Source organism: Methanolobus sp. (genome assembly GCF_030682845.1).
GTDB lineage: Archaea > Halobacteriota > Methanosarcinia > Methanosarcinales > Methanosarcinaceae > Methanolobus.
In genome coordinates this window covers 25,976-38,849 of record NZ_JAUXNK010000072.1, presented here as the reverse complement: position 1 = coordinate 38,849, position 12,874 = coordinate 25,976, and the positions used below count along the sequence as shown (strand labels likewise).

The 12,874-nt window shown below is 41.4% G+C and carries 14 protein-coding genes and 1 tRNA gene; 4 read left to right on the top strand and 11 right to left on the bottom strand.

All coding sequences use genetic code 11. The features are described from left to right. Positions 1-35: 35 nt before the first annotated feature. The 7 genes from Q8J68_RS09080 to Q8J68_RS09050 form a co-directional block, all read right to left on the bottom strand. A complete protein-coding gene (locus tag Q8J68_RS09080; RefSeq protein WP_305311202.1) occupies positions 36-380 on the bottom strand; it encodes a hypothetical protein in 345 nt (114 codons plus the stop codon). A gap of 53 nt (positions 381-433) precedes the next feature. Next, positions 434-1,354, bottom strand: coding sequence for an acyltransferase (locus Q8J68_RS09075; RefSeq protein ID WP_305311201.1), 921 nt, complete (start codon positions 1,352-1,354; stop codon positions 434-436). A gap of 77 nt (positions 1,355-1,431) precedes the next feature. After that, positions 1,432-1,866, bottom strand: a complete 435-nt coding sequence (locus Q8J68_RS09070; protein WP_305311200.1) for a PUA domain-containing protein — start codon at positions 1,864-1,866, stop codon at positions 1,432-1,434. Between the two features lie 394 nt (positions 1,867-2,260). After that, a complete protein-coding gene (locus tag Q8J68_RS09065; RefSeq protein WP_305311199.1) occupies positions 2,261-3,727 on the bottom strand; it encodes an RtcB family protein in 1,467 nt (488 codons plus the stop codon). A gap of 164 nt (positions 3,728-3,891) precedes the next feature. Then, entirely contained in the window at positions 3,892-4,323 is a 432-nt protein-coding gene (locus Q8J68_RS09060) for an archease (RefSeq protein ID WP_305311198.1), read from the bottom strand. A 43-nt stretch (positions 4,324-4,366) separates the two neighbouring features. Then, entirely contained in the window at positions 4,367-5,020 is a 654-nt protein-coding gene (gene pgsA / locus Q8J68_RS09055; protein WP_305311197.1) for an archaetidylinositol phosphate synthase, read from the bottom strand. A gap of 67 nt (positions 5,021-5,087) precedes the next feature. Then, positions 5,088-5,642, bottom strand: coding sequence for an aldolase (locus Q8J68_RS09050; RefSeq protein ID WP_305311196.1), 555 nt, complete (start codon positions 5,640-5,642; stop codon positions 5,088-5,090). Between the two features lie 101 nt (positions 5,643-5,743). Here Q8J68_RS09050 and Q8J68_RS09045 point away from each other — a divergent pair. The 4 genes from Q8J68_RS09045 (at position 5,744) to Q8J68_RS09030 (ending at position 8,519) form a co-directional block, all read left to right on the top strand. After that, positions 5,744-5,817, top strand: a tRNA-Thr gene (locus Q8J68_RS09045). A gap of 186 nt (positions 5,818-6,003) precedes the next feature. Continuing rightward, positions 6,004-7,041, top strand: coding sequence for a tyrosine-type recombinase/integrase (locus Q8J68_RS09040; RefSeq protein WP_305311195.1), 1,038 nt, complete (start codon positions 6,004-6,006; stop codon positions 7,039-7,041). Positions 7,042-7,428: 387 nt separating this feature from the next. Continuing rightward, positions 7,429-8,271, top strand: a complete 843-nt coding sequence (locus Q8J68_RS09035; RefSeq protein ID WP_305311194.1) for a ComEC/Rec2 family competence protein — start codon at positions 7,429-7,431, stop codon at positions 8,269-8,271. Between the two features lie 11 nt (positions 8,272-8,282). Continuing rightward, a complete protein-coding gene (locus Q8J68_RS09030) occupies positions 8,283-8,519 on the top strand; it encodes a DUF3006 domain-containing protein (protein ID WP_305311193.1) in 237 nt (78 codons plus the stop codon). A gap of 557 nt (positions 8,520-9,076) precedes the next feature. On the opposite strand, the gene Q8J68_RS09025 is transcribed toward Q8J68_RS09030, so the two are convergent. The 4 genes from Q8J68_RS09025 to Q8J68_RS09010 all read right to left on the bottom strand — a co-directional run bounded on the left by Q8J68_RS09025 (position 9,077) and on the right by Q8J68_RS09010 (position 12,577). Further along, positions 9,077-9,862, bottom strand: a complete 786-nt coding sequence (locus Q8J68_RS09025; RefSeq protein ID WP_305311192.1) for a winged helix-turn-helix domain-containing protein — start codon at positions 9,860-9,862, stop codon at positions 9,077-9,079. A gap of 216 nt (positions 9,863-10,078) precedes the next feature. Beyond that, positions 10,079-10,864, bottom strand: coding sequence for a winged helix-turn-helix domain-containing protein (locus Q8J68_RS09020; RefSeq protein ID WP_305311191.1), 786 nt, complete (start codon positions 10,862-10,864; stop codon positions 10,079-10,081). Positions 10,865-11,512: 648 nt separating this feature from the next. Further along, the gene (locus tag Q8J68_RS09015; protein ID WP_305311244.1) at positions 11,513-11,626 is read right to left on the bottom strand and encodes a hypothetical protein; all 114 of its coding nucleotides are present in this window, start codon (positions 11,624-11,626) and stop codon (positions 11,513-11,515) included. A gap of 129 nt (positions 11,627-11,755) precedes the next feature. Beyond that, on the bottom strand, positions 11,756-12,577 hold the full coding sequence (locus Q8J68_RS09010; protein ID WP_305311190.1) for a winged helix-turn-helix domain-containing protein: 822 nt from the start codon (positions 12,575-12,577) through the stop codon (positions 11,756-11,758). Positions 12,578-12,874 lie beyond the last annotated feature (297 nt).

The window sequence follows — 12,874 nt, the reverse complement described above, 5'->3', positions numbered from 1 at the left end:
AATGAAAGAAAGAAAAGCCCTGTAACAGAGGGCTTTTAGAGTATCCGTCTGTCAGGGACTCTTATGGCCACGTACAGATGATACAGGAAAAGTAGAATAAGTATCTGGAAAGATATCGACAGCATTCCAATGAGCAGACCGTTAGCATTTTCAGATACTGCCGGACTACTGATACCTACAAAAGTTTCTGTAAGGTAGAACAGAAAGCCCACTGTCAGCAACACGAATGACCCTTTCAGTTTCCTGAAGGACACATATATCCTCGAACGAATGACATCTGCATCTATCCTGACCAAGAGACTTGATATCATCAGCGCAACTAAAAAGATACCTAGCCGGAGCACAAGATCTAGAAAATCAAATAATTCAATGGAGCCCATAAACAGCCCTCCGCAGTCCTTTTAACATATAATTGCCAAATTGTGATCATACTTCAAATATTAAGTTGCATCAATTCTTTTTCATTGAGAACTTTTTCTTCTTCCCTTTCGAACACGATACCGCCGGGGGCACGCATAACACCGTCTACGCGGGCACTCTCGTGGATCTTAATAGTCTGTGCGTTGATCTCACCCAGCACATGAGTCTTTTCGCTGATGTACACATTACCTCTTGAAACGATATTGCCATGGATTATGTTATTCCTGCCTAGCTTAATGTCCTGTATCGTGCGGATGCTTCCATAAAGGATGGTATCATTTGCCATCTCCAGAGAAGTTGCGCGGATATTACCTACCAGCCTGCAACCACTTCCGATAAGAGCTTTTGATGGTACCCTGATGGAATCCATAGATATCTTGGAGCCGTTTGGAATAATCATGCTATTGACGCCGACAATTTCCTTGTCATCCTCAAACAGTTCACTCAGGGCTTTTTCCACTTGTTCGTCCTTGCCAAGCCTTAAAAGTTCACTAATGTAAAGATAAAGATAGACAATGACAGGGACAGGATTACGCACCACGATCCAGCCTTTAGCCTCAAAGCCACCGTTGATCTTGACATCGTTACCAACATCAAGGTCCCCTTTTACCACTAGCTTACCCTCTATAGTGACAAACTCACCGATGTAGGCGTTGGTGTCCGTTTTGAGATTACCGCCAATGCGGGACCAGATATCAACCCTCACATCGGATCTGGAAATAAGGTCACCTGCTATCTCCACCCTCTCTCCGAGTATAGATGAATTGGACATTATACCATATCTGATATCGGAATGGTTGCCTACGATCACGTCTCCGTCTACAACGATGGTATGTTCTTCCATTCGGGTCTTATCAGGGACAACGAATGTCTTGAAAACATTCTCTTCTACATTCTCGCGTTCCGGAGACTGGCTTGATTCTGTCGGGGTCATGAGTTTTAGTGGATTATATAAGCTCCTGCTTATATTATTTTTCTCATATTTAATACAGATAGTATATTAACATACCCTTACGCCTGGTCCCTGCCTCGCCTGACATCAACGGCCATTCCCCTGTCAAGAATAATGATCTCTTCAGGCGCAAGGAGCAGCTGTCCTGTTGCGAGCAGCTCATCTGATTCGCTCACAACGATCACTTCGTCACCTGCCCTCATTTCAGGATCTATGCCGATTACATGTTTAGCAAAAGCGGTCTTCCCCTGAGAGACAAAGGGAACTGCATCCTCACACACCACAACTCTCTTTTCAGGCGCTGGAAAGAGAGCATGCAATAACCCTGCACCTTCCATACCAAGTGTGAACATGCCGTCACTGGCGCGTACAGTTGCAATATGATTATTTTTACTGAACACTTGTCTTACACGCTTGGTCTTTGACAGCTTAAAAGTAACGCCCTCCGGGAAAAGGACTTCTCCGCAACCCTTCCCAAACTGAAAGTCCGCCATTATACGAACTCTGGTAAGATTTTTATCGTTTGCCTGCATAGATGGTATAAATAAAATATAAGTCTTAAATTCATAGCGGTCAGTTCGGACAGGACATCCTGCGCAAAACAAAAATAGTATATAAAGAATATCGAACAGATTTATATATAATAATGACCAATTATATCCTGAGGAAACGAGAAAACTGCTTGTAGCTGTATTCAAAGGTATAGTAACTGTAACCAAGCAAAACCATTCATCCCCTCAAACACATCTCGTTTCCTCATTGCTCAATCGGGAGCTTTCTTTTAAAATTATCGACTAAAGAGCATCTGCTTTGCAGACAGGATATACTAGCCATTCCCCGACGATAAAAAAGAAATAAAAGAGGACGGGAATCTTTTCGTTATCCTTGTTAACCTTTGATCACTCCCATTGGCAGGAGCCTCGCAACCTTTGTTGCGATACCAAGCTCATGCACAACGTCCACTACCTCACTGCTGGACTTGTAAACCTCGGGAGCCTCTTCAGCTATAAGAGAGGGCTGCGAGGCACGCACCTGAATGCCCTTCATACTCAGTTCTTCCCTTACCTGCTCCCCATGGAGCTCGCTTTTTGCACTCTTGCGGCTCATGACACGCCCGGCACCATGACATGCGCTTCCGAAACTGATATCCATTGACTCTTTTGTACTGCGCAGCACATAGGAAGCTGTGCCCATGCTACCGGGAATGATCACAGGCTGGCCTATGGCCCGATAAGCTTCGGGAAGGTCAGGATGTCCCGGTGCAAAAGCACGGGTTGCACCCTTGCGGTGTACGTACACCTCGGTCTTTTTCCCGTCCACATTATGTTCTTCAAGCTTGGCAATGTTGTGCGCCACATCATAGACAAGGTGCATACCCAGATCGCCAAATTCTTCTGCAAATGTCTTTTCAAATACTTCGCGTGTCCAGTGCATGATCACATGCCGATTCACCCATGCGTAGTTTGCGGCACATAGCATGGCCTTGAAGTAATCCTGGGCTTCTGGAGACTGTGCCGGGGCACAAGCAAGCTGTTTGTCAGGCAGAGTAATATTGTACTTTTTTGAAGCCTGTGTCAGCACCTGCAGATGATCTGTGCATATCTGGTGGCCGGCACCACGTGATCCGCAATGGATCATAAAAGTGATCTGTCCTTCCCTGAGGCCAAAAGCAGAAGCTGCCTCTTCATCATATATCTTATCCACATACTGAACCTCCAGGAAATGGTTGCCGCTTCCCAGTGTCCCAAGCTGGGGCCTTCCACGCTTGCGGGCCTTGATACTCACTTTGGAGGGATCAGCACCGGATATCTTTCCAGCGCTCTCACAATTATCAACATCCGCCTTTACCCCGTACCCGTTGTCCACCGCCCACTGAACCCCATTGACAAAGATTTCGTCCAGTTCAGAATCAGAGACCCTGATGCGACTCTTGGAACCTACGCCTGTTGGAATAGCCTCAAAGAGATCATCCACAAGCTTTGAAAGCTTAGGACGAACATCATTTTCCGAGAGATTAGTACGTATGAGGCGCACTCCGCAGTTTATGTCAAACCCCACTCCTCCGGGACTGATGATCCCGGTCTCCTTATCGAATGCGGCAACCCCACCTATCGAAAAGCCATAACCAAGGTGTGCATCCGGCATTGCCATGGAATATTTCAGTATTCCCGGCAGCGTCGCAACGTTTGCTACCTGATCTATAGTTTCCTTTTCCAGGATGCCTAACAGGTGCTCAGAGACAAATATCCTTCCGGGAACACGCATTCCTGGCATGTAGTCCATAGGCACTTCCCAGATATTGTCGCTTATTCTCTTAAGCACATTAAAGACAGAACTCCCATTTTCCTCTGACATTGATTATTCCTCGTGATGATTTTGTTTAATTTGAACTATATGCTGTGAGCGTATGAATATGTTGATGATAACGAGTGAATTCCAGATAAAAGACTTCTGAAGGTCCAGAAGCTCATTGCAGGCGAAATTGAGCAGCACCCTCATTTTAGTAAAAACAGTAATTATCAGGTATCCACCGTTGCCTGTACCATCCATCCTTCAGGCATCTTCTCGATCTTCATGTCGTTATATGTGGCTGCCTTGACCTCGGTGCCGAACTTGTGTTTGGACAGATTTATCTCTTCGCCCACAGCCCTTGCGAATAGCCGGCAACCGCCGGCGTCCTGCTCAAGCCGGTCCACAATGAATTTTGCAAAGACAATGCTTTCCACTTCAAAAACGAACAGTATTTCAGAGAGCCAGTTGAACAGCAGGCCTTCCATATCCTCGGAGTTCAGTTCTATCTCGTGGGAAATCCCAGTTGCCACCGTGGAGGTGTCAATCATGACATTGAACATTGCAAATGCCGCATTCTCAAAAGCCTCCTCCAGAGACATTCCATAAGCTCTGAACTTGGCATCCGCAGTATGCTCCAGATATTCGAATCTATTATCCATGAGAAAAATACTCCTTATCGATTTGCATCACACTGTTGCAGGATCAATCATCATTACCGGTATCCACAGAGGGCACATTTAATTGCTTCCAGATGTGGAATATCCTCTGGAATGCCGTTATGTGGCTGCCCACGCCAATTATGAGTATGACCCATCCAAGAGAGGATAAGCCATAGAACGGCTCCGGATATATAGCATACACCACAGTAGCCAGCATAATAAGTATCAGGCGGTCTGCCCTTCCGATAATGCCACCATAATATCTTCCGAGGTTAAGGGCCTGAGCCTGGGTCCCCAGATAGCTTGTTATCAGGACGCCCACTATTGTCATTACCCCTATCTGCCAATGGACATGGCCGCCAAAGAAGATGCCGCATATTATGAAGGAATCTGCATAGCGGTCGATGACGTGGTCAAGGAAGTCCCCTTTAGGGCTTGATGTGCCCAGATAGCGCGCCATGGCGCCGTCCATTGCATCGAGAAGGGAGTTCAGGGCTACCATCAGGCCCGCGGCGAGTACCAGCAGAGGGGCCGATTCGGGCTGAAGTCCAGAATAATAGAAAAGCAGGCCAGAAAGAGCGGCGAACACAAGTGACAGGGCGGAAACAGTATTCGGGGATATGCCTGCGTCTGCTGTGGTCCTTGCCATGGGTTCCAGATATTTGAGGGCAAGCGGTCTGAGGGCGTTAGAGGTCATGGATATTGTACCAAATGTCTTCTATTCCGATTTAATCTTTTCCAGAGTTAGGAAGCTCAAAACGTGTTCATCGCCTGCTTGCAAGGTCGTACCAGTATTTTATCTTGCAGGAGTGCTCTACCTGGGTCGTCATGACGTATGCTTCGTCCAGTACACGCCCTATGGCGAATGTTCCGTGGCTGTACAGGATAGCCGCCTTACTTGATGCAAGAGCCTGGGACATGTTGGTCGCGAGCTCTCCGGAGCCGATACCACCCCTGACTATAGGGATACCACCCAGGAAATATTGTCCTTCACTGTCCGCCGGCTCGATTACTTCCCCCCGCGCAAGCAGGGACATGGTGACCGCGAACGGACAATGTGCATGTATAATAGCAAGTGCCGGCGTGTTCTTATAGATAGCCCTGTGCACTATAGCTTCGGAAGATGCTATGACATCAAGCGCGCAGGTACTGTCGAGCCTGACCTCGACGACGTTGTTCTCACTTATCTCATCCAGGGCACTGCCGCTGCGTGTAATGATCATCCTGTTCCCGACCCTCACGCTGATGTTCCCGAAGTGGGATTCCACAAGCCCATTGTCCACAAGTTTTTTACCGATCCTCGATATCTCACGCCACATAGGACACCTCCGGTCCCGGATAACCATAAAATTTATCTGCTATCATGCTATGTAAGGGAGTGCACCCCATAAATAAGTGTGGAGCATATTTCCTACAGAATGCCTCGGTGGCTCAGCCCGGCAGAGCGAGTGACTTGTAATCACTAGGCCGCGTGTTCAAATCACGCCCGGGGCTTCTATTCCTAAGTACATAGCCTATACTTTCACCCAGCTTACATTTGAAATTTAAATCAATGTTTGGAAGGTATGTGGCATGGGATTGTATAATCACAGTAAAAAAATTGCTAGTATTGAGCAGCGCATTTATGATGCAGACTATTCTCAAAAAAATAAAGACACAATCTTTTCTTTTGTTCATATATTGTATGCGGAAGGCCTCTCTGAAGCCAGAATTCTCAAGTATATGGGTCATTTGAATACACTGGCTGGTTGGTTTGGGAAAGACTTCGATGACGTTACCAAGTCAGACATCTACAGAGTAGTAGCTCAGATTGAGAGATCTGACAGGAAAGCATGGACTAAACAAGGATATAAAGTAACTATCAAGCGATTCTTCAGATGGCTGCATAATAGTGAAGTCGATCCCGAGATGACCAGATGGATCAAGACTAACATAAAGCAATGTGACCAGATATTACCAGAAGAACTACTCACTGTGGACGAGGTCATGAAAATGATAGATGCGTGCGATCATCCTCGCAACAGAGCGATGATTGCAATGTGGTATGATGCAGGCGGGAGAGTCAGTGAGCTGGGTGAACCTAAGATAAAACATTTTGTTCCGGATGAATATGGCGCAGTACTGATGGTAAAAGGGAAGACAGGGATGCGCAGAGTTCGGCTTGTATTCAGCGCCCCTTACGTTTCAAAATGGCTGGATACTCATCCCGACAAAGATAATCCCGATGCTCCTCTTTGGGTCAACTATGGAAAATACAAGGGAAGGGCAATGGAATATGGCGGTATCCGAATGGTCATAAAAAGAGCTGCAGATAAGGCAGGAATAAAGAAACGTGTTTATAACCACCTTTTCAGGCATTCAAGGATCACAGAGTATGCAACTTTCATGACACAGGCGCAACTGGAGAATAACATGGGTTGGGTGCATGGAACACGCCAATCCGGTACATACATCCATCTGGCTGGTACTCAAGTTGACAATACTATTCTGGAACACTATGGCATGAAAGTGAAAGATGAAATGTCATCGAAGATGATACCAAGTAAATGTTCTCGCTGCAATACAGTAAATGGACCAACTGCAAAGTATTGTTCGTCCTGCAGAATGACATTGACACCACAAGCAGCCCACGAAGTGGAGGATGATGAACAGAAGATACTGGGGATGTTCAGGGAGTATGTTAAGGATCATCCGGAGAAGTTTGGGGAATTGTTCTAAAGGAGCAAAGAGTAGCGCAGCAGTGAAGAATAAAAGGTTGGTTGGTATTTTTTGAATTTATCCGGTCATGCTGCGCCACGCTTCACATAACAGTCATATAATTATTTAAATGTTCCTAAATAGAGTTAGCATCTCACATGAATAATTAATGACTTTAGGTTCATATCTCCATGCTATATTTATATCGTAAACAAAATATAAGAGACATGGTTTCAAGGGGATGATACTATAAAAACAAAACAAATACTCATACTTGTATTAATAATAGTCGCTGCGTCAGGTTGTGTATCAACAGAACCTGTAAATAACGATTATATTGAAAACGATTTACAATCAGATATTCCAAACTCAACTACAACTGATCCTTCAGCGGGTTCACAACCATCTTTGCCTGAACCAACACTGCCTACCATCAACCAGAGCATCCTAACAGCCCATTTTATTGATGTTGGCCAGGGCGATTCTATCCTCATCCAAATTAACGATAAGAACATGCTTATCGATGCCGGAGATAACAGGGCAGGAAACACTGTAGTATCTTACCTTAAAGACAATGGTGTCACTGAGTTGGATGTAGTGGTGGCTACGCATGCACATGCTGACCATATAGGCGGGATGGTGACAATTTTGAACAACTTCAATGTCAAGCGGTTCATTGACAGCGGAAACCCTCATACTACCAAGACCTACGAGAACATGCTGATAGCTATCGACGAGAAAGATATACCTTTCAGTCTTGCAGAAGCGGGTCAGACCATAGACCTTGACCCATCCACCGCCATCACTATACTCAACCCTTCAGAGCTTACAGGTGACCTCAATGATGATTCGGTGGTCATCAAGCTGACCTATGGTGATGTTTCTTTCCTATTCACAGGAGATACGGAAACACACGCAGAGAACAAAATGATTGCTGCAGGATACGACATTAACAGTGACATTCTCAAGGTTGCTCATCATGGTAGCAGGTCATCAACCAGTTCAGACTTCCTGCAGAAGGTCGATCCAAATATCTGCATAATTATGGTTGGTGCAGATAACCGCTATGCACACCCACATCAAGAGATCATTGACAGGCTCAACCTCTTTGGATATGAGGTGTACAGGACAGATCTTGATGGTGACATTGTCGTCAAGACCGATGGGAAAGAATACACTGTGCAAACTCAGAACAGAGGATTGGTATTTCCATCAATATCCATAGCCTTTGCATTGATGGCAGAAGCATAGGAGAAGTTATGGTGAAGAGCAGTTTCAAGGCATCACTGGACAGAGTAGAAGGAAATATTGCAGTGCTTCTTGTAAGGGACGAGGAAACCATAAAAGTGGATATTCCTTTATCCCTTCTTCCATCTGGCTCAAAAGAAGGAGATATTCTGGATATTAGCATTCTGAAAGATGTAGAGGATACGGCCGATGCAAAGAAGAGAGTATCTTCACTTTTAGAGAAACTGAAAAATAAACATCAAGATGGATGAAAGATCTCCAGAGCCGCCATTATTAGTAGTCAGAATCTTTTCTTAAAAGCCTTGAACAAAATTCTTCCTTCATTCAAAGAGTGATGAAATTTCAAAGGCATTATATTTTTTGATGCGAGAGGAATATCGTTGCTCGATTGTAATTAAAATCATATGCAAAAAACATATCTCCTGCAAAAATGGTGTTATCTTTGATATTAAAGACAGTTTAGGTTAAGTCTTAATAAGACTTACTATGTGTTGCGGGTCGTGGGGGAAAATGAACCGCAATGGGAGTGGATTATTTGAGAGATGTTGGGGAACATCTCGGATTCGTAAGGAAAGAGGCACCGAAAGCGTGGTGGTTATCGGGTGCCTCATCCTACTTTCACAACAGAGTTGTGGATGTGGGGATTGAAGGGATGTTGGGGAATATCTCGGATTCGTAAGGAGAGAGGTGCTTCAAAGCGTGGTGGTTTTCCAAGCACCTCATCCTACCTTCCAACCAATTCACCAATGATTTTATTGTATAAAGCGTTCACGTAATCGAAAATGTTTTTCTGTCGGGAATATTCTGATTAAAGTTCTGTTATTGGTGTGGAATCTTTCAAATAATATTCAAAAAGTTCTTTCCCCCATTTTACTGCATTTGGATTACCGCATAAAATACGGTTATTATCAAAAAATCCATCTGTTCTCAATGAAGTTAACATCAAATAGTGCTCACTTACACCTAAAGACATGAACCCCAAATCAACAGGGTGTAAATAAAAATTGAACTTGTCGCTATTGATAAATTCGGTAAATACTTCATTATAGTTATTCCGCATATTGTCCAGTAAGTCCTGTGAGAGGATAAAGTGTATTTTTACGTTATTATGGAGTAAATCCTCAAATAATTCTGCGAAGTTGGGATGGAAAAAAGTATTAATGCTATACAGAACTCCAGACTTCTTAGAACTTTCATGAAATTTCCGAAGAATATGGTGTGTTTCAGGTATAGGTGGAGTTATCGTCTTGCATTTTCCAATTTCACCTATTCTTTCCAAAAGATGGGGCGGGATAAAATCGAGAATATGGCTCCCCCAATACTCAATATCAGCATCCAGTGCATCAACAGTACCTAATAAGGGGCTCATCTCATCAACTATAAGTTTTCCAATAGTTGTTAGTTCATATGTATCCCTGTCATGAGAAACAAGATGATGTTCCTCAAGTATCCTTACCTGTGGAAGAAATGCTTGTCTGGTGGTATCAAGGGATTTGAGGAGAAATTCCATCTCCTTTGCCCCATCCTGTAGTAACAGAAGAGCAATTTTTCTTTTCTCAGACATGAATAGCACTTCGAGCAATTCTTTCTTCATTTACAGCACATCCATTCAGACAAATGTAATTAAGATTAACTTCGATTAAGTTAAAAAGCTTTACTATTTATAACAAATTAAATAAGTGTTCCGCAACTAATATAATGTTTTAACAGTGTGGACTTTTAGAAACGTGTGTGCTTTTTTGAGTGAAATCTATAAAACTTTTTCAAATAACGCATTTAATAGACTATAAAGAAATCCAAAATAAATTATTTAGATTTCTGTTATAAGTATTGACTTTTCTAAATAATACTCAAATAATTCTTTTCCCCACTTAAGAGCACTTGGATTACAACATTCAATATGTTTGTTATCAAACTCTCCATTATTCGTTAATGGGCTCAACATAATGCAGTGTTCATTATATAAAAAAGATAATAATTCCATTTTCTCAGGATAAACGTAGAAGTGAATTAATTTGCTATCAATTAGTTTTGCAACCTCTTCTCTATTTTCAGCTTGTAATTTTTCAAACAGATCAGTTGTCATTACTATATGTATATTTATATTGTGTGGAATTAGTTCATAGAATAACTTAGGGAAATACGGATAAAAAGTTGCAGTGATTTCAAATTGAAATGTACTATGTTTAGACATTTCATAAAATCTATCGTGAACACTATAGGTGTCTGCAAGAGAAGGGGTTAATATTTTGCACATTCTAAGCTCACTTATTCTTTTAAATAAATGTGAGGGTATGAAATCAGGTTTATGTGTTCCCCAATAATCAATATCAATGTCAAAAAAATCAACAGTATTTGAAAGAGGAATCATTTTATCAACAATGATTTTTCCAATAGTTGTTAACTTATAGGTATCTTTGTCATGAGAAACAAGATAATGCTCCTCAAGTATCTTTATCTGAGGTAGTAGTGCCTGTCTGGTACTATCCAGCAACTTCATGAGCGTTGGCATTTCCTTTGCTTCATCCTGTAGTAACAGAAGAATTCCCTTTCTTTTCTCTGACTTGAACAGAACATCAATTAATGGTTTCTTCATTGATATCACTCGCTAAAGCAATTACAATTTCAGACGGCACTATATTTAATGATGGATTCTTGATATTTATAGTATATTAAATTGACTTTTGATAATAATATTCTGTCTTTATTGAATAACAATTAAAATTTTTATAATTATGAAATGAACCAAGCTAATATATAGACATAATGGTAGCATAATTTCAGATGCTATTGTAAATTACTCATATGGTATTTAATTAATGTGGAGTTATGCTAAGTACTGTTAGTTCGCTATGCATTAGTGTTGATGGCAACATCTACAGATTAATCAACGATTCGATTGAAATACAACTGGTTCAGAGTGTGATAATGTGAAACAAAAAAATTTAGATCAATTGCTGTTTGAATCGGAAACGACAATGAATTCGTTATTATTTCTGAAGGATAGTCCAAGAACACTCGAATAACTTATTTCACACTTAAATATTACAGAAAAAGCGGTGCTCCTTCACATAGTAGAATTAGAGGATCATTACCTTATCAACAAAAATGATTATAACACCTATAATTTGACTACAATCGGGAAACTAATTGTTGATAAAATGACTTCTCTACTACATATCCTTGATGAAATAAAAGGAAATGAAAATTGTAATGATTAAAGTACGATAGTTGTAAACTTAGATCATTTTTTATTTTTTATAATGAATATGATGAAATCCTGTCCCGTATGCAGGTCCCTATTCATCTTGTCTTCTATTTCATCATCTGAAAGCCCGTCTGTCCTGTATTGGTCTATACTGTCATAGATGCCCTGAGAAACCTCGGAGTATCCATTGATGTCCTTCTATGACCCCATACATTTTTTCCATTGAAGTCTGGATCATGTGATGCCATTCTTTCTACCAGAGTGGCTTTGCAAAAATTCTCATGCTTGAAATAATCTTACGCCATGAGTAATTTGACTAGATTCAATTATAGGTATTGAATTCTTCAAATAATATTCAAAAAGCTCTTTTCCCCATGAAATTGCACTGTCACTAGAACAAATAACTCTTTTATTATCGGAAACGCCTTGCTCTGTCAGCAATTTTAACATGCAGCTGTAGTCATTGATTGAAACTGATAAGAAATCAAAACGAGTTGGATATACGCTCAAATTGATATTTGGGTTTTCTATCAATGCCTGAGATTTTTCAGGGTTGTCACTTATGAGCTTTTCATAAAGCTCTTTTGAGATAATAATAAATATATTCACATTATTTGCTATTAACTCGGAAAATGTTTGTTCAAAATTAGGAAATACGAATGAACTCATCGTAAACACAGATTTCGACATCCTAGCCTCTTTAGTAAACTGTTTGTCTTCCTCGAATATCTCATGTAGACCAATCTTAATCAAGTCACATGGCCCAAGTTCATCTATTCTTTTAAATAAATGTGAGGGTATGAAATCAAGTTTATGTGTTCCCCAATAATCAATATCAAAGTCCAAAACGTTAAGAGTACTTAAAAGAGGAGACATATCATCAACTACCAGTTTTCCAAGAGTTGTTAACTCATATGTATCCCTATCATGAGAAACAAGATAATGCTCTTCAAGCACCCTTATCTGAGGGAGGAGTGCCTGTCTGTTGGTATCCAGCAACTGCAGAAGTGTTGGCATTTCCTTTGATCCATTCTGTAGTACCAAAAGAACTTCCTTCCTCTTTTTAGATGCAAATATCACATCAAGCAATGGCTTTTTCATATGCAGTATATCCTCTCATATATTTGCAATTTTATTTAATTCCACTCCCATATTAGTATTTACCTTAACTACTACTTATAAAGATTCCATTCAACTGTTGAAATATGTATATAGTTTATTCTGAAGTATTTGAAAAATATCAAATGAAAAACTTGGAAGTACTATTCACTTGAATAGTAAGAATATGTGCAAAATACTTATATCGACAAATAATATATAGTGTCACACCGTTAACGAGTATTATAGAGGTGTGTGTCTTTTTCTACCACCAACCCCCACTCCCCCCAATTACACACA

Bases quoted from the DNA above. Each gene is read 5' to 3' on its own strand.
- Q8J68_RS09070 (WP_305311200.1), bottom strand. From the start codon at position 1,866: ATGGCGGACTTTCAGTTTGGGAAGGGTTGCGGAGAAGTCCTTTTCCCG.
- pgsA (WP_305311197.1), bottom strand. From the start codon at position 5,020: ATGACCTCTAACGCCCTCAGACCGCTTGCCCTCAAATATCTGGAACCC.
- Q8J68_RS09050 (WP_305311196.1), bottom strand. From the start codon at position 5,642: ATGTGGCGTGAGATATCGAGGATCGGTAAAAAACTTGTGGACAATGGG.
- Q8J68_RS09080 (WP_305311202.1), bottom strand. From the start codon at position 380: ATGGGCTCCATTGAATTATTTGATTTTCTAGATCTTGTGCTCCGGCTA.
- Q8J68_RS09025 (WP_305311192.1), bottom strand. From the start codon at position 9,862: ATGAAGAAAGAATTGCTCGAAGTGCTATTCATGTCTGAGAAAAGAAAA.
- Q8J68_RS09010 (WP_305311190.1), bottom strand. From the start codon at position 12,577: ATGAAAAAGCCATTGCTTGATGTGATATTTGCATCTAAAAAGAGGAAG.
- Q8J68_RS09020 (WP_305311191.1), bottom strand. From the start codon at position 10,864: ATGAAGAAACCATTAATTGATGTTCTGTTCAAGTCAGAGAAAAGAAAG.
- Q8J68_RS09060 (WP_305311198.1), bottom strand. From the start codon at position 4,323: ATGGATAATAGATTCGAATATCTGGAGCATACTGCGGATGCCAAGTTC.
- Q8J68_RS09075 (WP_305311201.1), bottom strand. From the start codon at position 1,354: ATGACCCCGACAGAATCAAGCCAGTCTCCGGAACGCGAGAATGTAGAA.
- Q8J68_RS09065 (WP_305311199.1), bottom strand. From the start codon at position 3,727: ATGTCAGAGGAAAATGGGAGTTCTGTCTTTAATGTGCTTAAGAGAATA.